Genomic DNA, 23623 nt, shown 5'->3' with positions numbered 1-23623 from the left:
CCGCACGATCTTCAAACTTGACCTACAACAGCCGGCGATAATCGCAGTTCAGCGCTTCGGCAAGTCTTTTAGCTCTTTCCTTACCAATGCTGCGTTTGCCGTTTTCCATCTCGCTGATATGGTGCTGGGGAATCCCGGTCATTTCAGCGAGCCTCTTCTGGGTCAGGCCTTCGCGGTTGCGATACGCCCGTAACGCCACCTCCTGCTCCTTACCCATGTACTCCGGAAATGTCTCGGCAATGGAGAAGTTTTTCTCATCCCCAGCCTTAATAGACTCCGCGTACTGCCGCAACAAAAGCACCTTGCTTCGAGGAACACGCAAAGTTACGGTTACGATTTCTTCAGTAGGGTGCTTTTTCATGTGTACCCGCATAGATGATCTCCACAGTTATGGCCCCACGGTCCTCAGTCCAGACAGCCACATACGTTGGATGCCCTTTCTTCAGATGACAGTGGTGCCGATTGTTCACCAACTTGCCGTAATTGGGCCAGTCTCCCCTTACCGGCCCTGAGGCCTCAATATCTTTTGCAAGTTGGAAAAGCAGCTCACGAATTTTAAGCGGCAGTTTTTCCTTCTGCTTCCGTGCTTTGCCGGTAAAGGTAACGGTCCACTTCATGCGGGAATAATATACCCATAAAAGGGATTTTTCAAAATTAAAATTAGTACCTCTACAAAAAGCAGAGGCGGCCAATCAGGCCGCCTCTTGGTGTTTCTGTGTACTGCCTCCCATCATGGTTACTGGCTGAAGTCAGTCTTCTTGTAGGTTACAAACCACTCTTAGTTACGGTTTCTGCCCATCACTGGCCGACTTCATCGCCTCGTCCAGGTCCTGATTGCGGTCATCGTTCTTGTTGAGGGTGTTATCCACATTCTTGCGGATGGCCGTGCCGTCGTAGCCCACCGCCGATGCACCTTCCAGCTTCTTGGTTTCCTCGCGCCCCTGGTATTTTTCCCCGCCTTGTGGCTGGCTGGAAGAGCTGCATCCGGCGAGGATGGTGGTGATGGCGCACAGCAATATTATTGTTTTCATGGATTACCTCCTTTTTCGGTCTTGCCAAGGCGCACAGCTATTCCCCCCGGAAAGCCTCCAGCAGATCGGCCGGCAGGCGTTTCGCCTTCATGCCGGGGCCGACACAGACCAGCTTTATGGTGCCTGTCACTAAAAGCATGTCGTCCACTGCCCGGATCACCTGCTGGCCCAGAACAAAGGAGCTTTTCCCAACTTCAAGCACTTCAGTCTCCACTCGGAGCAGGTCGTCGTGCCTGGCGGGAGCGCGGAAATCCACCTCCGCCCGAACGACGGGAAAGATGCAGCCCCGTTCATGGAGCTCCCGCACCGATAACCCCCTCCGCCGGAAGAATTCGGTTCTTGCCCGCTCGAAATAATGGAGATAGTTGGCATGATAGACTACACCGCCGACGTCCGTGTCCTCATAATAGACCCGTATTTCCACCCTATTCTCCTTCGACCACGAAAATGTGATCGTAGACCCGGCGCACTTCACCGGTAATCTGTTCGTAATCCCGGATCAGCGCTTCTCCGGGGTGCTTCAGCTGCGGGTCATACCCCAGACGGCGGGCAAGCTTGTTCAGGTACTTGGCCGGCCCCCCAAGATCATTCATGGAATAATCATGAATGATCCTCAATCGGTTTTCCAGGCGGCGGAGGAATTTGTAACCGCTTTGCAGCACATTAAACGGCTCTTCCCCGATAAGGCCGCAGGCCTTCATTCCTTTCATGGCCACCAGGGTATTGGTGCTGCGGATCTCCGGACACGCAACACCATGCTTCAGCTGAAGATACTGGACTATGAACTCGATATCGACGATGCCACCGCGGCCGGTCTTGATGTTGTAACTCCCCTCCGACTCCTTGGCCAGTTCGTTCTCCATGCGCATGCGCAGGCGATGGATCTCTTTACGCACCTCATCCCCGCAACCGGTGCCGTAAACTGCCTGATGGACGATTTCTTCCACCTTTGATTTAAGCGATCCGATGCCGAAGGCAACCCGCGCCCTGGTCAGGGCCTGGCGCTCCCAGATCTGGGCATCTTCACGGTGGTAGTTGACGAAGGAATCCAGGGAGGTTACCAGCGGCCCCGCATTGCCAGAGGGGCGGAGCCTGGTGTCGATCTTGTAGACGTACCCCTCCCTGGTCTGGGTGGTGAGGATAAGGATGATCTTCTGGGCCAGCTTGGCGAAATACTCATGGTTGGTGATCTGTTTTTCGCCGTCGGTCATACCCTGATGATCGTAGATATAGATCACATCCAGGTCCGAGTGGTAGTTGAGTTCATTGCCCCCAAGCTTTCCCATGGCCAGGACGGCAAAATGGGCCTGCTGCACGCTATCATCCTGTTCCTTATAAGTGGGACGGCCAAAGCGGTGCAGCTCCTGCTTAGCCATGCGGCAGGCGGCGGCAAGACAGACATCGGCCAGAGTGGTGAGTTGCACGGCAATCTCCGTCTGCCCCATTTTGCCGTAGATATCGTTGAGGCCGATACGAAGAAACTCCTCATGGCGGTAACGGCGCAGCGTATCGAGCTTTTCTTCGAAATCCTCCGCCTGCTCCAGGAGCGAGGCAAGCTCCCCTTCCATAACCGCCAGATTTTTCATGGAGGTGGCGTAGCTGCGGGAAACCATGCTGTCCAAAAGCTCAGGATGGCTGATGAAGATCTTCGACAGGAATTCGGACATGCCAAAGAGGGAAACCATCAGTTTGAGGATTTCCTTGTTTTCTGCCAGCAGGGCGAAAAAGGTCGACCTGGAGCCGACGGCACAGAGAAAGCGCTCCAGGTTGGTCAGTGCCATGTCCGGGTCGGGTGAGCTGAAAATCTCCTGCAACAGGAGCGGCGCGATGTTCTCCAGCATTCGCCTTCCCCGCTCGGTGAGATGGGCACGGGGGGGACCGTCACGGAGCATGAGCAGGTTTTCGTAGGCGGCATCCACATTCTCGAAACGGCGCTCTGCCAGCATATCTTTGATCAGGTCCGGATCAGCCTTGCGGTCAAAGAAGAAATAGACCTCCGGCTGAACTTCTTCCTTGAGGCGCTCGTCCCGGGAAAGGAACAGTGCCCCATAGATGGCGGAGACCCGGCGGCGGTGGGATTCGAGAACTTCGCTAAATTTGGCCAGACCATTGGGACGAAGGTAACCGCAGCGTCTGGCCAGAGCCAGCATTTCATCTTCCTTGCGCGGCAGGCTGTGGGTCTGCCGCTCCTGGACCACCTGGATGCGGTGCTCCACAAAGCGAAGGAAACGGTAGGCCTCACTCAGATCCGCGCAATCCTCAGCCGTGATGATCCGGGCATCCCTCAGAGTCTCCAGCGCCTGCAATGAATTCTTCACCCGCAAGGCTGGATTTTTCCCGGCATAGACCAGCTGCAGCGCCTGGATAAAAAACTCGACCTCCCGTATTCCGCCCCGGCCCAGCTTGATGTTGTATTCACCTTCCTGGGAACGGGCCAGGGAAGCATCAATCTTCTTCTTCATGGCCATCATGTCTTCGATCAGGTTGTAATCCAGATACTTGCGGTGGACAAAGGGCTGGATGGCGGCAAGAAATTTCTCTCCCAGCTCCAGGGACCCGGCTACCGGCCTGGCCTTGAGCATGGCTGCCCGCTCCCACGACTGTCCCCACGATTCGTAATAAATCTCGGCTGACCTGATTGAGGTGGCCACATCGCCGCTTTTTCCCTCCGGACGCAGTCCCAGGTCGACGCGGAACACAAAACCGTCCTCGGTGACCTGGGAGACCGCTTTGCTGACCATCTCCGCCAGTTTGACGAAAAAGGCGTGCAGTGAAATATTCCCCCTGGTCTGCCCTTGCCCGTCGACGATGCCACTGGTCTCCCCATGATCGGAGGAATAGAAAAAGATGATGTCGATATCCGAGGAGAAATTGAGCTCCCGTCCGCCGAATTTGCCCATGCCGATGATGGTCAGGTCTGCCTCGCCCTCCGGGGTCTGCATAAGGGGCAAGCCATGCTCGGCAACCAGCTGACGGCGCGCTTCCTCATAGGCCACCTGCAGGCAAGCAGCAGCCAGAGAAGAAAGCTCGGCGGTAACCTCTTCCAGGGGGGCAAGTCCGTTGAGATCACGGGCAGCAATGCGCAGAATCTCGGTTAACTTGAAGCGACGCAGCAGAGGAAAGATATCCTGCCAGGCTACATGAGGTCCCATCTGTCGGCGGAGAGCAGCGAGCATGTCCGCCTCGGACCGGCGAAGGTCGATTCCCTTGCAGGTGAATAATTCGTGAAAATAGCTCTGATCCCGACAGATGATGTTGGTGAGAAACGGAGAGGAGCCGCAAATGGTGAGGAGCCGTGCCAACATCACCTTTTTGCCGCAGATGGTCAGCAGCTCATCTTTGGAGACGATGCAGCTGATCCGTTCCAGGTTGTTGAGGGCCATGTCCGGTGTGGGAGTGGCCAGTGCACCCAGGGCGATGGCTGAAAGGATTTCTGTATCGAAGATGTAGGCGAGAAGACGGAGATTTGTCGCTGAGCGGGGTCCGTACGCATACCCCTTTTTTTCGAGGAAGGCGATGAGTAGCCGGTCACCGTCGCATTCAGGGTCACAGGCAAGAGCAGCCTGGAGCTCATCCGCAAACTGGCCATTGCGGATCATTGGCCCACCAGCGCCTTCAGTTCTCTCTCGTAATCCCCCCGCACCACCCCTTTTTCGGTGATGATGCCCGCAATATATTTGGCAGGAGTCACGTCAAAAGCCGGATTGCGCACCTTGACCCCCTCGGGGGCAACGGGCAAGCCCTGCAGGTGGGTCACTTCGCAGGCATGGCGCTCTTCGATGGGGATCTCGTCGCCGCTCTTGAGGGAGAGATCCAGGGTCGATACGGGAGCAGCCACATAGAAAGGAATCTTGTTTTCCTTGGCCAGCACGGCAACGGAATAGGTACCGATCTTGTTGGCAGTGTCGCCGTTTGCGGCAATGCGGTCTGCACCGACGACGCAAGCAGTAATGGCCCCCTTCTTCATGAAATAGCCGGCCATGTTATCGGCGATGAGGGTGACTGGAATGCCGTCCTTCATCAGCTCCCAAGCGGTCAGACGGGCTCCCTGGAGCCAGGGGCGCGTCTCGTCGGCAAAGACCTGGATATTCTTCCCCGCCTCATGGGCGGCACGAATCACCCCCAGGGCGGTACCGTATCCGGCGGTAGCCAGCCCGCCGGCATTGCAGTGGGTGAGAACGGTGGCTCCTTCCCGGATCAGCGGCGCGCCATGACGGCCGATGGCGCGGCAGATCTCCAGGTCTTCCTCTTCAATGCGGATTGCCTCCGCCTTGAGAGTTTCGCGGATAAAGTGAAGGTCCCTGTCCTTGTTGCTTTCCGCCACCCGTTTCATCCGCTCTATGGCCCAGAAAAGATTGACTGCGGTAGGGCGGGTACGGGCCAGGACATCACAGACGTTGGTCAGCTGGCGAGAAAAGGATTCATAGGTATCGGCAATGATCTCGCGTGCGCCCAGGGCCACTCCCATGGCTGCCGCCACGCCGATGGCGGGAGCTCCCCGGATGATCATGCCGCGAATTGCCTCGGCGACACTCTGGAAATCCTCATAGACGTTATAGACCTCTTCTCCCGGCAGTCGGGTCTGGTCTATCATCACCACCTTGTTGTCGCGCCATTCGATTGTTCTGAAAGACATCCGTTTTTCCCTCTAAATGCGAAATTTGCCGAAAGCCTGTCGTGGCTTCGGGAGTGAGTGACCGAGCTGCAGCGGCGAGCGGACACCCGCCGAAAATTGAAAGAATTACCTTCGTCGGCACCTTATACTCAGGCAATCACATAAGGAACAGTGCAAGGTCCGCAGCTGCAGCGACCGAACGAACGGACGAAGTCACGACAGGCGTGTCGCTAGTCTGGGCAAGGTTTATCCCTGGAGCTTCTTCAGCAGCAGTTCGTTGACCACAGCCGGATTGGCCTTGCCCTTGGAAGCCCGCATCACCTGGCCGACGAAGAAGCCGAACAGTTTGTCCTTGCCGCTACGGTATTCAGCCACCTGCCCCGCTTCCCTGGCCAGCACTTCATCGATGATTTTCTCTATTTCTCCCGTATCGGAAACCTGCACCAGCCCCTTTTCCTCGACGACCTTGGCCGGTGCCTTGCCGGTCCGCCACATCTCATCGAAAACGGTCTTGGCGATCTTGCCGGAAATGGTCCCCTTGTCGATCAGCTGCAGAAGCTCGGCAAGGAGCTGGGGGGTGACCGGTGCATCGGTAATGGATCGGTTCTCTTCATTGAGGGCCCGGGTCACTTCCCCCATGACCCAGTTGGCCACCGGCTTCGGCTGGGAATGGAACTCAAGGCATGCCTCGAAATAGTCGGCCAACTCCCGGCTGGCGGTCAGGACCTCGGCGTCATAGGCCGGCAGACCCAGTTCATCCATGTAGCGCAACCGCTTTGCTTCAGGAAGCTCCGGCAGCCCGAGCCGCACATCCTCCACCCAGTCGTTGCTGATCACCAACGGCACCAGGTCCGGGTCGGGGAAATAACGGTAGTCGTGTGCCTCTTCCTTGCCGCGCATGGAACGGGTAACGCCGGTGTTCGGGTCGAAGAGGCGGGTCTCCTGGACGATCTTGCCGCCATCCTCGATCACCTCGATCTGGCGCTCGATCTCGTATTCGATGGCCTGCTTGACGAACTTGAAGGAGTTTACGTTCTTTGTTTCAGTACGGGTGCCGAATTTGTCGGCTCCCACCCGCATCACCGAAACATTGGCATCACAGCGGAAACTCCCCTCCTCCATATTGCCGTCACTGATCCCCAGGTAGACGACGATCTGGTGCAGTTTCTTCAGATACGCCACCGCCTCGTCGGCGGAGCGCAGGTCCGGCTCGGAAACGATCTCCAGGAGCGGAGTGCAGGCCCGGTTCAGGTCGACGCAGGAATCATCCCCCACCCCCGGCACATCAGCGTGCACCAGTTTGCCGGCATCCTCCTCCATATGGATGCGGGTGATGCCGATCCTTTTCGCCGTGCCCTCCACCTGGATATCCAGATGACCGGCGCTGCAGATGGGGAGCTCGTACTGGCTGATCTGGTAGCCCTTGGGAAGGTCGGGATAGAAGTAGTTTTTCCGGGCAAAAATGCTGCGCGGCGCAATCTCGCAATTGGTGGCCAGGCCGGCCTTGATGGCATATTCCACCACCTTGCGGTTAAGAACCGGCAACGCTCCCGGCATACCCAGACAGACCGGGCAGGTCTGGGAGTTGGGCTCGGCGCCGAATTTGGTGGAGCAGCCGCAGAAGATCTTGGTGTTGGTATTCAGTTGGACGTGGACCTCAAGTCCGATGACAGCTCTGTATTCCATGGGGATTCTCCGGTTTGTTTTATTACAATGCCGCTCTGCGCTTGTGCCAATCGGTATTCTGCTCGAATGCGTGGGCAGCGCGGAGGATGTTCTCCTCGCCGAAGGGCTTGCCGATCAGCTGCAGACCGATTGGCAGTCCGGCCCGGCTGAGACCGGCAGGTACCGAGATGCCGCAGGTGCCGGCCAGGTTGACCGGAATGGTGAAAATGTCGGAGAGATACATCTGCAAGGGATCGCTGGTTTTCTCGCCGATCCTGAAGGCCGGGGTCGGGGCCACCGGCGTCAGCAGCACGTCCACCTGCTCGAAGGCCTTGATGAAATCATGCATGATCAAGGTGCGCACCTTCTGCGCCTTGAGATAATAGGCATCATAATAACCGGAAGAAAGGGCATAGGTGCCGAGCATGATCCGCCTCTTTACTTCCTCGCCGAAACCTTCGGCACGGCTTTTCCGGTACATGTCCAGCAGGCTTTGGGCTTCATGGCTTCTGTGTCCGAAGCGGGCGCCGTCGTAACGGGCCAGGTTGGAGCTGGCCTCGGCGGTGGCAACAAGATAATAAGTGGCTACGGCATAATCGGTATGGGGAAGGGAGACCTCCTGAAATTCGGCCCCCATTTGCCGGTAGGTGGCGATAGCCTCATCCATGGCCTTCTGCACATCGGGATCGAGCCCCTCGATGAAATATTCCCTGGGCAGGCCGATCTTCAGCCCCTTGACCTGGCCGGTCAGCGCTTTTGTGTACTCAGGCACCGGCAGATCGACGCTGGTGGAATCCTTGGCGTCATAACCGGCCACAGCCTCCAGCATGATGGCACAGTCGGTGACATCACGGGTTACCGGCCCGACCTGGTCGAGAGAGGAGGCGTAGGCGATGACCCCATAGCGGGAAACCCTGCCGTAGGTGGGTTTGAGGCCGACGCAGCCGCAGTGGGAGGCTGGTTGGCGGATGGAGCCCCCCGTATCGGTACCAAGGGTAGCAGTTGCCTGTTGTGCAGCAATGGCAGCAGCGGAGCCCCCCGATGATCCTCCCGGGATGCATTCCAGATTCCATGGGTTGCTCGTCTTGCCGAAATAACTGGATTCGGTGGAAGAACCCATGGCGAACTCGTCCTGATTCAGCTTGCCGACCAGCACGGCTCCCCTGGCTTTCAATCGGGCGACGCTGGTCGCATCATAGGGGGGAATGAAGTTCTCAAGAATGCGGGAAGCACAGGTGGTACGGACTCCCTTGGTGAGGAAGATATCCTTGAGTGCCACTGGGATACCGGTGAGTTTGTCCATGTCGCCATCGGCAATACGCTTGTCTGCCTCCGCAGCATCTTTCAGCGCCTGATCGGCGGTAACAGTGATAAAGGCATTCACCTTAGGTTCGACCGCTTCGATCCTTGCCAGCATTGACTCGGTCGCCTCCACCGAGGAGACTTCCTTTTTCTTCAGCTTATCGTGCAACTCGTGGATGGTCAGTTCGAAAAGTTCCATATCTGCTCCAGGTGTATAATGCATTCAAGGGCCGCCAAGATCGGCAGCAAAAGTCACTCGATCACTTTCGGCACGCGGAAGAAGCTCTCCGCCCGCTTCGGTGCGTTGGCCAGGGCGTTGTCGATGCCGATGGAATCACGGACCTCATCCGCACGGAAGGCGTTTTCCATGGGCACGGCATGGGCAGTCGGCACGATGCCGTCGGTATTCAGTTCGTTCAGTTTATCCACATAGGCAAGGATGGCATCCATCTGTCCGGTGAACATTTCCGCCTCCTCGCCGGTCAATTCCAGGCGGGCCAGCAGGGCGACCTTCTCCACCTCATCTTTGTTGATCTTCATATAGTGACTCCAGTGGGGTTATTAAGGAAAAACATGCCTTTGTACCATGAACAAGGGCAAATGACAAGCCAAGGGGATTCCGGTTCTAACGTAGAACCTCGAACTTAGAACGCTCCTTTACTCCGAACATCGAACCGGGAACTTCGAACGTTGCCTTACACTCGCTCCAGCCCGGCGAACTTCACCAAAAGCTTCTTCGGTCCGATAGAATTGAACCAGACGATCACCTTTTGTTCATTGCCGCTCCCCTCGATGCGGCGGACGGTGCCGACGCCGAACTTGCCATGGCGCACCTTCATTCCCAGCCAGACTCCGTCTACCGTCTCATCTGGAACCACTTGCACCTCATTGGCAAGTTCCGGCTCCAGCTCCATCTCGAAAACCGAGGCCAGATTGTGGACCGGTCCCTTTGCGACAGCAGGTTCACATGGAGGCATTGCCCCCAGTCCAGAACCAAAGCCGAAGGTGGGCTGCTGGTAGCCTTCGTCTTCCACATCCAGCAACTCTCTCGGGATGTCGGCGAGAAATCGTGACGGAGGATTGTATTGCTCTTGGCCGAAGATCCGGCGACGCCTGGCATTGGTCAGAAACAGCCGTTCCCTTGCCCGGGTCATGCCCACATAGCAGAGCCGGCGCTCTTCCTCCATCTGCTCCGGCTCTTCCAGGGAGCGGGAATGGGGGAAAAGCTTTTCTTCCATGCCGATCATGAAGACCAGGGGAAATTCCAGGCCTTTGGCCGAATGGAGCGTCATCAGCGTTGCGGACTCACTTCCCTTCCCTTCCTGCTCCAGGTCAGATATCAGTGCCACCTGTTCGAGAAAGGCCGCCAGAGTCCGCTCTTCAGTGCGCCGTTCGAATTCCTCCAGGGCAGACAGGAGTTCCTCAAGGTTGGCCAGTCGGTCCTGGGCCTCATCGGTGCGCTCTTCCTTCAGCTTCATGGCGTAACCGGTCTCCTGGATGATGCGGGAAGTAAGTTCGGTGAGCGGCACGGCGTCCATGAGCTGCCGGAACTGCTCCAGAAGTTCGACAAAACCGGCAATCTTGCCCCGTGGACCGGCCGCCAGCAATCCCCCCTCCGCCGCCTCGGAAAGGGCCTCGTAAAGGAGTATTCCCTTGCGCCGCGCCAGCTCGGTGATTTTTTCCATTGTAGCATGGCCGATGCCGCGGGCCGGGGTATTGACGATCCGTTTCAGGGAGACCTCATCGGCCGGATTGACCAGTACCCGCAGATAGGCAAGGATGTCCTTGATCTCCTGGCGGGCATAGAAACGCATGCCACCAATCATGTGATAGGGGATGCCGTCGGCCACCATGGCATCCTCAACGACCCTGGATTGGGCATTGGCGCGATAAAAGACTGCCACACCCGCCAGGTCGCCTCCCTTACGCACATACTGCTCGATCTGCCTGCAAACAAAGCGCGCCTCTTCCCGTTCGTCCATCAGACGCCGGTAAACGACCGGCTCCCCCGGTGGATTCTCCGTCCAGAGGGTCTTCGCCTTGCGGCCCCGGTTTTTTGCCACAACCGCCCCGGCAGCTGAAAGAATGGTGCTGGTCGAACGGTAATTCTGCTCCAGCTTCACCACCTTGACACGGGGAAAGTCATCTTCGAAATCGAGGATGTTGCGGATATCCGCCCCCCGCCAGCGATAGATGGACTGGTCATCATCTCCCACCACGCAAAGGTTCTGTCGATTGCCGGCCAAGAGCTTCACCAGCCGGTACTGGATCGGGTTGGTGTCCTGGTATTCGTCCACCTGAATCCAGCGATAACGATCCTGGTAGCGGGCCAGAACCTCCGGAAACTCCTCGAAGAGCCGGACCGTCAGCAGCACCAGATCGCCGAAGTCCAAGGCATTGCACTGCTGCAGACGTTTCTGATATGCGGCATAGACCTGCCCAATCTTGTCGGCCATGTAATCGCCCATCGGCAGATCGTCCGGAGTACGGCCGGCGTTCTTGCACTCATCGATGGCAGCAGTGAACAGTTTGGCCGGAAATCGCTTTTCATCCAGATGCAGCTCGGCAACGATCTCCTTGATCAGTTTCTCACCATCCTTGTCATCATAGATGGCAAAAGAGGAGTCATATCCAAGATGATGGATCTCCCGTCGCAGAATCCGGGCGCAGGCAGAATGAAAGGTGGAAATGAGAGGGGTTTCGCCGCCAGGGAGCAGTTTTTCAACCCGGCCGCGCATCTCCGCAGCTGCCTTGTTGGTGAAAGTGACCGCCAGGATCTGCCATGGCGGCACGCCTCGCTCGGTGATAAGATAGGCGATGCGGTGGACAATGACCCGGGTCTTGCCGGAACCGGCGCCGGCAAGAATCAGGAGCGGCCCTTCGCCATGGAGCACCGCGTCCTTCTGGGGTGGATTGAGATTGTGGAGCAGATTCATAGATATCCCATCGTGCATGTTAATTGGCGAAATCCTAAATTTTTTGCCGCCTTAAATCAAGTTTTTCTTCCGCCCGGCCATGGGTTCCCACGTTGGCACTCCGGGAGCGGCAAGAAAAACCTTTACAAAATATGGTAGCCTATACTAATATCACGATTTCCGTGGAGAGATGTCCGAGCGGTTGAAGGAGCACGCCTGGAAAGCGTGTGTACGTTAATAGCGTACCGAGGGTTCGAATCCCTCTCTCTCCGCCAGATTAAAACATGAAAACTGGCGTACCCGCTTAGCCCTTTGCGGGCACAACTGATAGCTGGGCCCCTCGCAACGGAAGGTTATGAACCCCGTCAGGTCCGGAAGGAAGCAGCGGCAGTAACTCAACCCGTGTGCCGCGGGATCGCCCAGCTATCAGTTGTGTCCGCAATTCCCCCGATTGTGCCCCTCCCACAAACCATTAACCCTAACCGTGACCAGCGCAAAGAGGTTAACCATTTTGTCATATCTCGTTTTGGCACGAAAATGGCGACCCCAGACTTTCAGTGACCTGATCGGCCAGGAACACGTCAGCCGTACCCTGCAGAATGCCATCGACACCGGCAGGATCGCCCATGCCTTTCTTTTTACCGGCGCCAGGGGTGTTGGCAAGACCAGCTCCGCCCGGATACTGGCCAAAGCCCTCAACTGCGAGCATGGCCTGACCACTGAACCCTGCAACAGCTGTCCATCCTGCTCCGAGATCACCGACGGCAACTCAGTCGATGTTTTTGAAATCGACGGTGCATCCAATACCGGCGTTGACGACATCCGCGAGTTGCGGGACAATGTCAAGTATCTCCCGTCGAAAAGCCGCTACAAGATATTTATCATCGACGAAGTGCACATGCTCACCAACAACGCCTTCAACGCCTTATTGAAGACGCTGGAGGAACCCCCCGCCCATGTGAAATTCATCTTCGCCACCACCGAGCCGCACAAGCTGCCGATCACTATCCTGTCCCGCTGCCAGCGCTTTGATTTCAAACGGATTCCCCTGCAGAAAATAGTTGACCGCCTGCGGTACATCGTCGATCAGGAAAAGGTTTCCATAAGTAGCGACGCCCTGGCCATTGTTGCTCGCAAGGGTGATGGCAGCATGCGTGACTCACTCTCCACCCTCGACCAGGTGCTTGCATTCTGTGGTGAGAACGTCGCCGACGATGATGTGGCGAGCCTACTTGGCGTAGTCGACCGCCGCCTTCTCCTTGAAGCCTCTCAGGCAGTGTTTTCCCGTGACAACAAATCAGTGCTTGAGATAGTCAAACAGGTGGATTCCTTCGGCTACAGCATGCGTCAGTTCTGCCAGGAACTTATCGACCACTTCCGAAACCTGGCCATCCTCCGAGCCATTGACAATGCATCGGATATTCTGGATCTTTCCGAAACTGAATGCAGCGAACTGAAAAACCTTGCTGCGACGGTAGCCACAGCCGATCTGCAACGCCACCTGACCATTCTCCTCAAGGCCGAAAACGAAATGGCCCACTCCAACTTTGCCAGATTGGTCCTGGAAATGGCCCTGCTGAAAATGGCTGCACTGGCCCCGGTCATTCCGGTAAATGAAATCCTTGATCGCCTCAAGGCGTTGGAGTCCGGCACCACACTGCCATCAGTCGCGTCTTCCTCTCCGGTGTGGGAAAAGTCCCAACCAGTTGCGGCACAACAGAATGCCACCACCAGAACTCCTTCACCACCGCAAAAGATTGAAGAGCGTCAGCCCAAGCGGGAACCATTAGAAGCAGCCGCACAATCTGCACCAACGGCTGACGAAACCGCAGCACCACACGTCGATTCAACCTGGCCCGGTTTTGTCACCTTTGTCAAAGGCAAGAAACCGGTTCTTGCCACTTTTCTTGAAGTTGGCCGACCAATCACTGTTTCCGGAAAGCTTGTGGAAGTAGGATATGCCGAGGGGTCATTCGAGCTGAGCAAAATGCAGGATGCAGATTCCATGGAAGACCTGAAAACCCTGTCCCATGCATTTTTCGGCTCTCAGCCCACCATCAGATTTAAATCGCTCTCTGGAGAAACCGTCGGTGCCCCACCATCCCTGCAGGAAAAAAAAAGCCTTGAGGAAACCAAACGGAAGCAGCAATTAAAAGAGAAGGCCCTGGCACACCCGGCAATAAATGCCGCTCTGGAAGTTTTCGGCGGCCAAGTCAACGAGGTATCCGAGCTGAATAAATAACTTCGTTTTAGTTTGAACAAAAACCAGTTTATTGTTAATAAAAAACATCACCAACAACGGAGGTAAACATGTCAAAAGGTTTGGCGTCAATCATGAAGCAGGCGCAGATGATGCAGCAGAAAATGGGAAAACTGCAGGAGGAAGCCTCTCAAAAAACAGTGGAAGCCACTGCCGGTGGCGGTGCCGTTACTGCGGTTGTTAACGGGAAAAACCAGCTGCTTGCCCTTACCATAAAAAAAGAGGCTGTTGATCCGGAAGATGTTGAAATGCTGCAGGATCTAGTCGTGGCAGCGGTAAACGAAGCACTGACGAAAGTTCAATCGGAGATGGCCGAACAGATGAGCAAAATCACCGGCGGCATAAACATACCCGGTCTTTTTTAATTGTTGTTTTCCGTTGAATCAGGTCCGTTTTCCGCCGCTTGTGGGGAATCGGGAACGGACCTTCTCCCCACCTTTATAATCTCTGTCATTTCAGCCCGTTAAGTGCTTTTTTATTCATAGTCAAACTCTTTCATTCACATTAAAATAAAAAGTTGTTTTAATTCCGGGAATTCTATGATACATTTTTCCAGATCGCTAACGAGGCTACTTGGGGAACTGAAAAAACTACCGGGTGTTGGAGACAAAACAGCCTTACGGCTCGCCTTTCACCTCCTCAAATCACCGGACAATTTGACTGCTCTGGCTGAAAGCCTGCTCGAGGTCAAGGCAGGCGTTCGATTCTGTTCTGTGTGCTTCGGCATCACTGAAGATGATCCCTGCCATCTCTGCTCTACCGAAAGGGACCGCACCACCATCTGTGTTGTTGAAGAGCCGCAGGACATTCTGGCCATGGAACGCTCCCGTGCTTTCAAGGGTCGTTATCACGTTTTGCACGGGGCGCTATCTCCCCTGAACGGCATCACTCCCGGCGACCTGAAGATCGCAGAACTCATGAAACGTCTGGAAAGCGGCGCGATCCGGGAAGTGCTCATTGCCACCAACTTCACCGTGGAAGGTGAGGCAACGGCTCTTTATCTTACCAGACTTATAAAACCTTTATCCATAAGGGTTACTCGCCTTGCCCACGGTATACCGCTGGGCAGCGACCTTGAATTTATAGATGCAGCTACCGTTCAGCGGGCTGTCGAAGGACGCTCCGAACTATGAATAACTCAGCTTCACGAATAGCATAAGTAACAATAAAAAATCGGGAGGAACAGTATGAGTCGCAGAATGGTTACAATCGACGGCAATACCGCGGCAGCCCACGTTGCCCATGCCACTAACGAGGTTATTGCCATTTACCCCATTACCCCATCATCGGTAATGGGTGAAATCTCCGATGAGAAAAGCGCCAACGGCGAAAAGAATATCTGGGACACCGTGCCGCTGGTCACCGAGATGCAGTCGGAAGGCGGAGCTTCCGGTGCGGTTCATGGCGCCTTGCAGGCCGGTGCTCTCACCACCACCTTCACGGCCAGCCAAGGCCTTCTGCTAATGATCCCCAATATGTTCAAGATCGCCGGTGAGCTTACTTCCACGGTCTTCCATGTTTCTGCCCGCGCCATTGCCGCACAGGCCCTGTCGATCTTCGGGGATCATTCGGACGTCATGGCGTGCCGCTCAACCGGCTGGGCAATGCTCTGCTCCAACAATGTCCAGGAGGTTATGGACTTCGCCCTGATCGCCCAGGCTGCAACCCTGCGCGCCAGAGTTCCTTTCGTCCACTTCTTCGACGGTTTCCGGACTTCCCATGAAGTTCAGAAAGTGGAAGAGCTTACCTTTGACGATATGCGGGCCATGATCAATGACGACCTGGTGCTGGCCCACCGTGCACGGGCTTTATCTCCTGACCATCCGGTCATGCGCGGTTCTGCACAGAACCCGGACGTCTATTTCCAGGGACGTGAATCTGTCAATCAATACTACGGGCCAACCATCGGCATCGTTCAGGAGGAGATGGACAAGTTCGCCAAGCTGGTCGGCAGACAGTACAAGCTGGTTGAGTATGTGGGCGCTGCTGATGCAGAGCGGGTTATCATTGTTATGGGTTCAGCCGCCGATACAATCCACGAAACAGTGGAAACTCTTGTCGCCAAAGGCGAAAAAGTAGGCCTCCTCAAGATTCGCCTCTTCAGGCCTTTCCCTACTGATGCCTTTGTCGCTGCCATTCCGGCAAGTGTGAAAAAGATAGCCGTTCTCGACCGCACCAAGGAGCCTGGCTCCCTGGGCGAGCCCCTTTATCTGGACATACGCACTGCCATCGGCGAAGCTATGGCAGATAAGAAGACCTCCTTCACTCAATATCCGGTCATTGTTGGCGGCCGTTATGGTCTGGGTTCAAAGGAATTCACCCCCGCCATGGCGAAGTCGGTCTTTGACAACCTGAAAGAGGACAAGCCAAAGAGCAACTTCGTCACCGGCATCAAGGAAGACGTCTGCAATACCAGCCTTGCCTTCGACCCCAGCTTCGCCAATGCTGCTGCCGGCACCTATTCCGCCATGTTCTACGGTCTCGGCTCTGACGGCACCGTCGGCGCCAACAAGAACTCCATCAAGATCATCGGTGAAAAGACCGACAACAACGTGCAAGCCTATTTTGTCTACGACTCCAAAAAAGCCGGCAGCGTCACGACCTCACATCTCCGCTTCGGCAAGAATATCATTCGCTCGCCGTACCTCATTGATCGTGCCGATTTTATCGCCTGTCACAACTTCACCTTCCTGGAAAAATACGACATGCTCTCCAAGGCCAAGGAAGGCTCCACATTCCTCCTCTGCTCCCCCTTCGACAAGGATCAGGTCTGGGATAAAATGCCTGTCGAGGTGCAGCAGCAGATCATAGACAAGAAGCTTAAGTTCTATGTTATCAACGCCATCAAGCTTGGCGAAGAGCTTGGCCTAGGTGCGCGCATCAACGTCATCATGCAGACCGCTTTCTTCAAGATATCCTCGATCATCCCGCTGGAAATTGCCCTTGACGCCATCAAGGATGCCATCAAGAAGAGCTATGGAAAGGCTGGTGAAAAAGTCGTCGACATGAACAACAAAGCTGTCGACGCTGCCCTGGAAAACGTCTTCCAGGTAACTGTCCCGGCGACCGCCTCCAGCCAATTGAAGAAGCCCCCCGTTGTCGGCAGCCACGCCCCTGCATTTGTTCAGGACGTAACAGCCGAGATCATCGCCGGTCGTGGCGACGATCTGCCAGTATCGGCAATGCCATCGGATGGCACTTTCCCCACTGCCACATCACAGTACGAAAAGCGCAATATTGCCGTCGATATTCCCGTGTGGGATGAATCTCTCTGCATCCAGTGCGGCATCTGCTCCTTCGTCTGTCCCCATGCCACTATTCGTATGAAGGCCTATGACCCTTCGCTCCTCGGCAAGGCACCTAAAACCTTCAAGTCTGTTGATGCCAAAGGGGCCGAGTTTGCCGGCAAAAAGTTCACTCTTCAGGTGGCCCCGGAGGATTGTACCGGCTGTGCTGCCTGTGTTCACAACTGCCCGGCAAAGAGCAAGGAAAAGCCGAATCACAAGGCCATCAATATGCAGTTCCAGCCGCCCCTCCGCGAAGCCGAGGCAGAAAATTACGATTTCTTCCTCTCGCTTCCCGAAACTGAGGCAAAACTGGTCAAACGTGAAACCCTGAAAGGAAGCCAGTTGATCAGGCCTCTTTTTGAATACTCCGGGGCCTGTGCCGGCTGCGGCGAGACGCCTTATTTGAAATTAATGTCCCAGCTTTTCGGCGACAGAGCATTGATTGCCAATGCCACAGGCTGTACCTCCATCTATGGTGGGAACCTGCCCACGACCCCATGGGCAAAGCGGGCCGATGGCCGTGGCCCGGCCTGGTCAAACTCCCTGTTCGAAGATAACGCCGAATTCGGCTTCGGTATGAGGCTCACCGTCGATAAATTCACTGAAGCAGCTACCGAGCTGCTCGATGAACTTATGAACTGCGGCTGCAAGTCATGCGCATCCCTCATTGGCACAATGAAAGAGATCCGGAACGCCGATCAGTCCACACAAGAAGGGATCGAAGCCCAGCGCGAGCGCGTTGCAACCCTGAAGAAAGGGTTGGAAACTTGCACAGAGCCTGCGGCCAAACGTCTTATTTCGCTGGCGGACTATCTCGTGAAAAAATCGGTGTGGATCGTTGGTGGCGACGGTTGGGCCTATGACATCGGTTACGGCGGCCTTGACCACGTCATCGCCTCGGGCAAAAACGTAAACCTGCTGGTTCTGGACACCGAGGTTTACTCCAATACCGGCGGGCAGGCCTCCAAATCGACACCTCTTGGGGCTGTTGCCCAGTTTGCCGCCGGCGGCAAGGCAATGCCCAAGAAAGATCTGGCCATGATCGCCATGGCCTACGGCAACGTCTATGTGGCCAAGGTGGCACTCAGTAACCCTGCCCAGGTTGTTAAGGCATTCATTGAAGCAGAAGCATATGACGGACCTTCTTTGATTATCGCCTATGCCCACTGTATTGCCCACGGCATCGACATGACCACCGCGGTGGATGAGCAGAAAAATGCAGTTGCATCCGGCCACTGGCCGCTGATTCGGTACAATCCGGAACTGGCTGCTGAGGGCAAAAATCCGCTGCAGCTTGACAGTAAGGCACCCACCATCTCCTTTGAACAGTACGCCTATGGTGAAAACCGTTATCGTGTTTTGAAAAAGAGTAATCCCGAAGCTGCAGCCGCTTTGATGAAGCAGGCAACCCAATGGACATCCAGGCGCTTTGAACTTTATGAAAAAATGGCTGCAATGTCATATGACGCAGACAAAAAGTAACAGGCATTTTTTGTAAAAAAAAAGCTCCGGCACTTAAGCCGGAGCTTTTTTTGTGCCGTGCCTTATACCCATTAAAGCTTGAAAGTATCTTTCAATTCTGTTATATAAAATGCGCTGTAATAAAATCTTCCTACAGCACAAGGGGTGTTACATGTCGAATCCTCAGATGGTTATGTACGATGAGGAATTCAAACAGATAAATGCTGTCATTGAAAAGCTTTTAAAGGAAGCCAACAGCAAGGTTATCTTTCTTGTGGATAAAAACGGTCAGCTCATCACAGGTGTAGGTGAGACGGAACGATTCGACACCACTTCACTGGCCTCGCTTACAGCCGGCAATATTGCCGCTACCGGTGGACTTGCCAAGCTGATCGGCGAAAAAGAATTCTCCATTCTTTTCCATGAAGGCGAAAAAGACAACCTGCACATCTCCATCGTCGGCGGCAGGGTTATTCTTGTCGTTCTCTTCGACAACAGATCATCACTGGGTCTGGTCCGTCTGCGGGTTAAAAAAGCCTCTGAAGAATTGACAACCATCTTCGGTCGATTGATGCAGAAAGCCGAAGAAAAGGAAAAAAGCGGCGAAACGGATTTTCCCTTTGCAGAAATTACCGATGACGATATAGATAACCTGTTCAGCTAACAGACTTGGGGTAACGCCAGATGTCCTTCATCAATTATGCATCCCGCGAAATAAACTGTAAGATTGTTTATTACGGACCAGGGCTCTGCGGTAAAACAACCAATCTGCAATTCGTCTACCAGAAGACAGCCGCTGATGCTAAAGGGAAAATGATCAGCCTTGCCACTGAGACCGAACGTACTCTGTTTTTCGATTTTCTTCCCCTTGCACTGGGCGAGATCAGAGGTTTCAAGACACGTTTCCATCTGTACACGGTTCCCGGTCAGGTTTTTTATGATGCATCCAGAAAGCTCATTCTGAAAGGGGTTGACGGCGTTGTGTTTGTCGCCGATTCCCAGGAAGAGAGGATGGAAGCAAATATCGAATCAGTGGAAAACCTGCGCATCAACCTGACCGAGCAGGGATATGATCTGGATAAGATTCCCTACGTTGTTCAGTACAATAAGCGAGACCTGCCCAATGTTGTCAGCATTGAAGAGCTTCGCAAAGAGCTGAATCCTACCAACGTGCCTGATTTCGAAGCATGCGCTACTACCGGTGAAGGGGTATTTGAAACTCTCAAAGCAGTTGCCAAACTGATTCTTGTGGACCTGAAAAAGGGCAAATAAAAATAGCTTGACAGCAGCGGCTGTTTCAAATATAAATACGACTTCCTTTATTCCCCAATAGCTCAGTCGGTAGAGCGGGTGGCTGTTAACCACCATGTCCCTGGTTCGAGTCCGGGTTGGGGAGCCAAAAACACAAGGGTTTAGCTCGAAAAGCTAAGCCCTTTTTTTGTGGCATCTTTCTCTACGTGGTCTGTGGCGTGGTCTCTGGAGTGATTTCGGTCTAGAACTCCCGAGCCTCCTACCCACCTGATTAACATCGCTGGTACCGCTCCTCGGCAGGGGAATGCCATGCTTTACCGAAACTCCACCAGCCATGGCCGCACCTTGAGCGGTACCTTCCCCTGCTGCATCGCGAGATTCTCCCGCTCCCCAATGGCCAGCACGGCGAAATAGCTGCGCCAAAGCCTCTGGAACGTTTCCTCCGCCGGAGTCAGCTCCGGATCACCTTCGGTCATCATAGGAAGCAGCAGCCAGCGCCGCCGCGTGCAGTCGTAGACGATTCCTTCCCCGTGGCGCACGTCGTGGATAACCCAGTGCTGGTCACGGAAGCGATCGGCAAAGTGGCCGGCGATAAGGGATAGAACGCGATGGTCGGGCTCCAGGGAGGCATAATAGTAGCCACTGGTCGTTTCCTGGAAGCGGACGAAGCCCAGGTAGCGATGGGCTTCCCGTCCCACCTGCTGCGCCAGCTTCCAGAGAGGCACCACATATGGATGGGCCAGCATGGCGCCTGCCCGTCCCCCTTCCCGCCAGACCAGCAGCATGAAACGGCAGATCACCAGCTCCCGCCCGGGATGATCGGCGTACCAGGCTCGGTGCAGCTGTTCCAGGGAGACCGGCGGCAGTCGGCGGGTTAGTTCAACCCAGAACCGCTCCGCCAGCTCCTGATCGGTAGCCACCAAAACGGGTGCGGCAAAAAGATCCTCCTGCTGCGGCGGCTCTACACCGATGGTTCGGGGTTCTATCCCCCGGGGAACGATGTCGGCCAGCAAGGTCAGCAGCCCAGCATCGCTGCCATCATAGCAGTAGTCACCCCCCATCATAATTCGCCGCGGATGACGCTGGCCACGGCTTCCGTCTCTGCTGCTTCGGGAAATGCCAGCGAGAGCTGGCCCTGGTCCCGTTTCGCCGGAGCCGCCATGAGCCGACTGCGAAGCATGGCGCTCTCCGGGGAACAGTCGCCGGCGTAGCGCCCCCGGGCGGTGAGGAAATAGCGGGCACGCTTCATTACCACCCCCAGCAGGGGAAGATCGTCCAGGCAAAGGCTCCCCTGACGTCGGGCAGCGACAATCCGTTGTGCCGAACGGATCCCGATCCCCGGTACCCGGAGCAGCACTCCATACTCCGCCCGATTGACCTCAACCGGAAACAGCTCACGGTGACGGAGCGCCCAGCAGGTTTTGGGGTCAAGGTCACTCTCCAGGTTGGGACACTGCTCATCCAGCAGTTCATGGGCGCTGAAGCCGTAATAGCGGAGCAGCCAGTCGGCCTGATAGAGACGGTGCTCTCGTCGCAGCGGCGACAGGGGGCGGGCGGGGAGCCGCCGGTCGTCATTCACCGGGATATAGGCGGAATAGTAGACCCGTTTCAGGTCCATCTTCCCGTAAAGCTGCTCCGACAGGGTGACGATTTGCCGGTCGCTCTCGCCGCTGGCCCCGACGATCAACTGGGTGCTCTGGCCGGCCGGGGCAAATGGTGATACTTTGCGCGATTCCTTGCGCTCCGCCCGGTTGGTGACGATGAGACTGCTGACCTGGCGCATGGGTTCCACCACCGCCTCCCGGCTCTTGTCCGGCGCCAGCAGGGCCAAGCTCTCCCGGGTCGGCAGCTCAAGGTTGACGCTCACCCGGTCAGCCACCAGCCCGGCCTGCTGCACCAGAAGCGGATCGGCGCCGGGGACCAGTTTCAGGTGAATGTAACCGTTGAAGCGATACGTCTCCCGCAGGGTCCGCACCGCCGCGATGAGCAGTTCCATGGTCCGGTCAGGCGACCCGACGACGCCGCTGCTGAGAAAGAGCCCCTCGATATAGTTGCGCCGGTAGAAGCCGATGGTCAGTTCCGCCACCTCTGCCGGTGTCAGGCCGGTACGGGGGATATCGTTACTCCGCCTGTTGACGCAGTAAGCACAGTCGTAGATGCAGCAGTTAGTCATGAGGATCTTCAATAGAGAGACACAGCGGCCGTCAGCGGTCCAGGAATGGCAGATGCCGCAGGAAGCGGCATTGCCGATGCCGTCCCGGTTGCGGCGATGACTGCCGCTGGAAGCGCAGGAAACATCGTACTTTGCCCCCTCGGCAAGGGTCTTCAGTTTGTCCATCAAATCAATAGTTGCTGCCATGGCAGTCCCCCCGCAGCTTTTTAGGCATAGCCTAGCAGAGATGTGCGCCACAATATGTCGCAGATTGATAGGCAGCAAGGAACTAGTTGCGGAGGTATACCATGGTGCCTCTGGCCGAAACTGTTACAATTCCGGTAAACACGTCAAGCCTCCCCACCGCGCCATTGAAAAAGCCCCTTGAGCATTCCCAATCCTGTGGGAAACTTTTCGTATGCGTCTTGGTACTGACTAAGCAGGATCACTTCCCGATTAGCAAAGGAGAGCCAATTATGGGAGTCTTGAAAAGATTCGGCGAGAGGTACCGGAAGCGGAGAAAGGAAGCGATTCCCTCCGCCAACTGCGAGGTGTGCGGGGAAAGGCTGGACATGGACAGGGAAAACGGCGAGGAGCATTGTCCGGTCTGTGAGAACCCGGAGCAGTAACGAGTGCCATGATCCATAGTCCATCCCTGATACATCGGCGGCCGCGACCGGGCCTGGCTGCCTGTTGCCGCGCTGCTATCCTGGCTGTGGCCATTTTCATGCTCGGTCAGGCTGCTGCCGTGTCAGCGCCTGCCGGCATGGTGCTTGAGAAAGGCACCGCCTACGGCGCTGCCCCAGAGCAGTCGATCCAGGACGGCCTTTCCGATTCCGAAGACAGCGTCTCATTGCCGCTCCTCGGTACGGTCGAGACCTCCCGGCTGTCGTTGCCGGTGCTGACCCTTGTCATTGCTGGGCTCGACAGCTTCAACCCGTGTGCCTTCTTCGTGCTTTTCTTCCTCCTTTCGCTCCTTTTGCACGCCCATTCCCGCAAGCGGATGGTGATCATCGGCGGCATTTTCGTGCTCTTCTCGGGTCTCCTCTACTTCGTCTTCATGGCTGCCTGGCTCAATTTCTTTCTGCTGGTGGGGCGGCTGAAGTATATTGCCGCCGTTGCCGGGGCCGTCGCCATCGTCATCGCTACCATCAACATCAAGGATTACTTTTTCTTCAAGCGCGGCATCTCCCTGACCATTCCGGAACAGGCCAAGCCGAGGCTGTTCGAGCGGATGCGCAACATCATGCGCGCCGGGTCGGTGCCCGCCATGCTTGCCGCCACAATCTTCCTGGCGTTTACCGCAAACCTTTACGAGCTGATCTGTACCGCCGGATTCCCCATGATCTATACGCGTGCACTCACCCTGCAGCCCCTGCCGATGCCGGTCTATTATCTTTACCTGGCCCTGTACAACGTGGTGTATGTCATCCCCCTCGCCGGCATCGTCGCCCTATTCGCCATCACCCTTGGCAGCCACAGGCTGAGCGAACGGCACGGGCGGGTCCTCAAGCTTTTGTCCGGGGTGATGATGTTCCTTCTCGGGCTCATTCTCCTCATTAAGCCACACCTGCTTGCGAGTGCCGTCGCATCCGCGGCCGTGCTCGTAGTAGCGCTGGTCACATCCGGGCTCATAGTTCGGCTTGCCCCGCAAAACAATGAAAAAACGTAAAATTAAAAAGGG

General features: G+C 55.8%; 20 protein-coding genes, 2 tRNA genes and 1 other RNA gene. 11 read left to right on the top strand and 12 right to left on the bottom strand.

Annotation, left to right across the window (positions count from 1 at the left end; genetic code table 11):
- Positions 1 to 22 precede the first annotated feature (22 nt).
- The 10 genes from GEOB_RS01920 to GEOB_RS01875 form a co-directional block, all read right to left on the bottom strand.
- Positions 23 to 373: a helix-turn-helix transcriptional regulator gene (locus tag GEOB_RS01920; protein WP_012645486.1), complete on the bottom strand. Its 351-nt coding sequence runs from the start codon at positions 371 to 373 to the stop codon at positions 23 to 25.
- The gene (locus GEOB_RS01915; protein WP_012645485.1) at positions 342 to 617 is read right to left on the bottom strand and encodes a type II toxin-antitoxin system RelE family toxin; all 276 of its coding nucleotides are present in this window, start codon (positions 615 to 617) and stop codon (positions 342 to 344) included. The genes GEOB_RS01920 and GEOB_RS01915 overlap by 32 nt, the downstream gene beginning before the upstream one ends.
- A 165-nt stretch (positions 618 to 782) precedes the next feature.
- The gene (locus GEOB_RS01910; protein ID WP_012645484.1) at positions 783 to 1031 is read right to left on the bottom strand and encodes a hypothetical protein; all 249 of its coding nucleotides are present in this window, start codon (positions 1029 to 1031) and stop codon (positions 783 to 785) included.
- A gap of 37 nt (positions 1032 to 1068) precedes the next feature.
- A complete protein-coding gene (locus tag GEOB_RS01905; RefSeq protein WP_012645483.1) occupies positions 1069 to 1455 on the bottom strand; it encodes a YbgC/FadM family acyl-CoA thioesterase in 387 nt (128 codons plus the stop codon).
- 1 nt (position 1456) lies between these two features.
- On the bottom strand, positions 1457 to 4630 hold the full coding sequence (gene glnE, locus GEOB_RS01900; RefSeq protein WP_012645482.1) for a bifunctional [glutamate--ammonia ligase]-adenylyl-L-tyrosine phosphorylase/[glutamate--ammonia-ligase] adenylyltransferase: 3174 nt from the start codon (positions 4628 to 4630) through the stop codon (positions 1457 to 1459).
- The gene (gene mtnA / locus GEOB_RS01895; RefSeq protein WP_012645481.1) at positions 4627 to 5667 is read right to left on the bottom strand and encodes an S-methyl-5-thioribose-1-phosphate isomerase; all 1041 of its coding nucleotides are present in this window, start codon (positions 5665 to 5667) and stop codon (positions 4627 to 4629) included. Before mtnA ends, glnE begins: the two co-directional genes overlap by 4 nt.
- A 225-nt stretch (positions 5668 to 5892) precedes the next feature.
- On the bottom strand, positions 5893 to 7332 hold the full coding sequence (gatB, locus tag GEOB_RS01890) for an Asp-tRNA(Asn)/Glu-tRNA(Gln) amidotransferase subunit GatB (RefSeq protein ID WP_012645480.1): 1440 nt from the start codon (positions 7330 to 7332) through the stop codon (positions 5893 to 5895).
- Between the two features lie 22 nt (positions 7333 to 7354).
- Positions 7355 to 8812 (bottom strand): Asp-tRNA(Asn)/Glu-tRNA(Gln) amidotransferase subunit GatA, encoded by a 1458-nt coding sequence (gene gatA, locus GEOB_RS01885; protein WP_012645479.1) that lies wholly within the window; start codon positions 8810 to 8812, stop codon positions 7355 to 7357.
- Positions 8813 to 8865: 53 nt separating this feature from the next.
- Positions 8866 to 9153, bottom strand: a complete 288-nt coding sequence (gene gatC, locus GEOB_RS01880; protein WP_012645478.1) for an Asp-tRNA(Asn)/Glu-tRNA(Gln) amidotransferase subunit GatC — start codon at positions 9151 to 9153, stop codon at positions 8866 to 8868.
- Between the two features lie 155 nt (positions 9154 to 9308).
- Positions 9309 to 11549 carry an ATP-dependent helicase gene (locus GEOB_RS01875; RefSeq protein ID WP_012645477.1) on the bottom strand — a complete coding sequence of 747 codons (2241 nt, stop codon included), beginning with the start codon at positions 11547 to 11549 and terminating at the stop codon, positions 9309 to 9311.
- Between the two features lie 163 nt (positions 11550 to 11712).
- On the opposite strand from GEOB_RS01875, the gene GEOB_RS01870 reads away from it, so the two are divergent.
- From GEOB_RS01870 to GEOB_RS01835, 9 genes are all read left to right on the top strand, one after another.
- Positions 11713 to 11803 (top strand) — tRNA-Ser (locus GEOB_RS01870).
- A gap of 54 nt (positions 11804 to 11857) precedes the next feature.
- An RNA gene (gene ffs / locus GEOB_RS19585) (signal recognition particle sRNA small type) lies at positions 11858 to 11956 on the top strand.
- Between the two features lie 83 nt (positions 11957 to 12039).
- The gene (gene dnaX / locus GEOB_RS01865; RefSeq protein WP_012645476.1) at positions 12040 to 13770 is read left to right on the top strand and encodes a DNA polymerase III subunit gamma/tau; all 1731 of its coding nucleotides are present in this window, start codon (positions 12040 to 12042) and stop codon (positions 13768 to 13770) included.
- 68 nt (positions 13771 to 13838) lie between these two features.
- On the top strand, positions 13839 to 14153 hold the full coding sequence (locus GEOB_RS01860) for a YbaB/EbfC family nucleoid-associated protein (protein WP_012645475.1): 315 nt from the start codon (positions 13839 to 13841) through the stop codon (positions 14151 to 14153).
- A gap of 174 nt (positions 14154 to 14327) precedes the next feature.
- The gene (recR, locus tag GEOB_RS01855; RefSeq protein WP_012645474.1) at positions 14328 to 14921 is read left to right on the top strand and encodes a recombination mediator RecR; all 594 of its coding nucleotides are present in this window, start codon (positions 14328 to 14330) and stop codon (positions 14919 to 14921) included.
- A 54-nt stretch (positions 14922 to 14975) separates the two neighbouring features.
- Positions 14976 to 18557: a pyruvate:ferredoxin (flavodoxin) oxidoreductase gene (gene nifJ / locus GEOB_RS01850; RefSeq protein WP_012645473.1), complete on the top strand. Its 3582-nt coding sequence runs from the start codon at positions 14976 to 14978 to the stop codon at positions 18555 to 18557.
- Positions 18558 to 18708: 151 nt separating this feature from the next.
- Positions 18709 to 19200, top strand: a complete 492-nt coding sequence (locus GEOB_RS01845; RefSeq protein ID WP_012645472.1) for a roadblock/LC7 domain-containing protein — start codon at positions 18709 to 18711, stop codon at positions 19198 to 19200.
- 20 nt (positions 19201 to 19220) lie between these two features.
- On the top strand, positions 19221 to 19808 hold the full coding sequence (locus GEOB_RS01840) for a GTP-binding protein (RefSeq protein WP_012645471.1): 588 nt from the start codon (positions 19221 to 19223) through the stop codon (positions 19806 to 19808).
- A 51-nt stretch (positions 19809 to 19859) separates the two neighbouring features.
- Positions 19860 to 19935 (top strand) — tRNA-Asn (locus GEOB_RS01835).
- Positions 19936 to 20101: 166 nt separating this feature from the next.
- Here the strand turns inward: GEOB_RS01835 and GEOB_RS01830 are convergent.
- Positions 20102 to 20851 carry a TIGR03915 family putative DNA repair protein gene (locus GEOB_RS01830; RefSeq protein WP_012645470.1) on the bottom strand — a complete coding sequence of 250 codons (750 nt, stop codon included), beginning with the start codon at positions 20849 to 20851 and terminating at the stop codon, positions 20102 to 20104.
- The gene (locus tag GEOB_RS01825; protein WP_012645469.1) at positions 20848 to 22146 is read right to left on the bottom strand and encodes a putative DNA modification/repair radical SAM protein; all 1299 of its coding nucleotides are present in this window, start codon (positions 22144 to 22146) and stop codon (positions 20848 to 20850) included. Before GEOB_RS01825 ends, GEOB_RS01830 begins: the two co-directional genes overlap by 4 nt.
- Positions 22147 to 22415: 269 nt before the next feature.
- On the opposite strand from GEOB_RS01825, the gene GEOB_RS20040 reads away from it, so the two are divergent.
- Together GEOB_RS20040 and GEOB_RS01820 are read left to right on the top strand one after the other, a co-directional pair.
- Positions 22416 to 22568 carry a hypothetical protein gene (locus tag GEOB_RS20040; RefSeq protein ID WP_154650444.1) on the top strand — a complete coding sequence of 51 codons (153 nt, stop codon included), beginning with the start codon at positions 22416 to 22418 and terminating at the stop codon, positions 22566 to 22568.
- Between the two features lie 8 nt (positions 22569 to 22576).
- Positions 22577 to 23611: a hypothetical protein gene (locus GEOB_RS01820; RefSeq protein ID WP_012645467.1), complete on the top strand. Its 1035-nt coding sequence runs from the start codon at positions 22577 to 22579 to the stop codon at positions 23609 to 23611.
- Positions 23612 to 23623 lie beyond the last annotated feature (12 nt).

The sequence above is a fragment of the Geotalea daltonii FRC-32 genome (assembly GCF_000022265.1).
GTDB classification, from domain to species: Bacteria; Desulfobacterota; Desulfuromonadia; order Geobacterales; family Geobacteraceae; genus Geotalea; species Geotalea daltonii.
The sequence above is the reverse complement of the archived record's forward strand: the minus strand, read 5'-3'. Positions and strand labels throughout refer to the sequence as shown.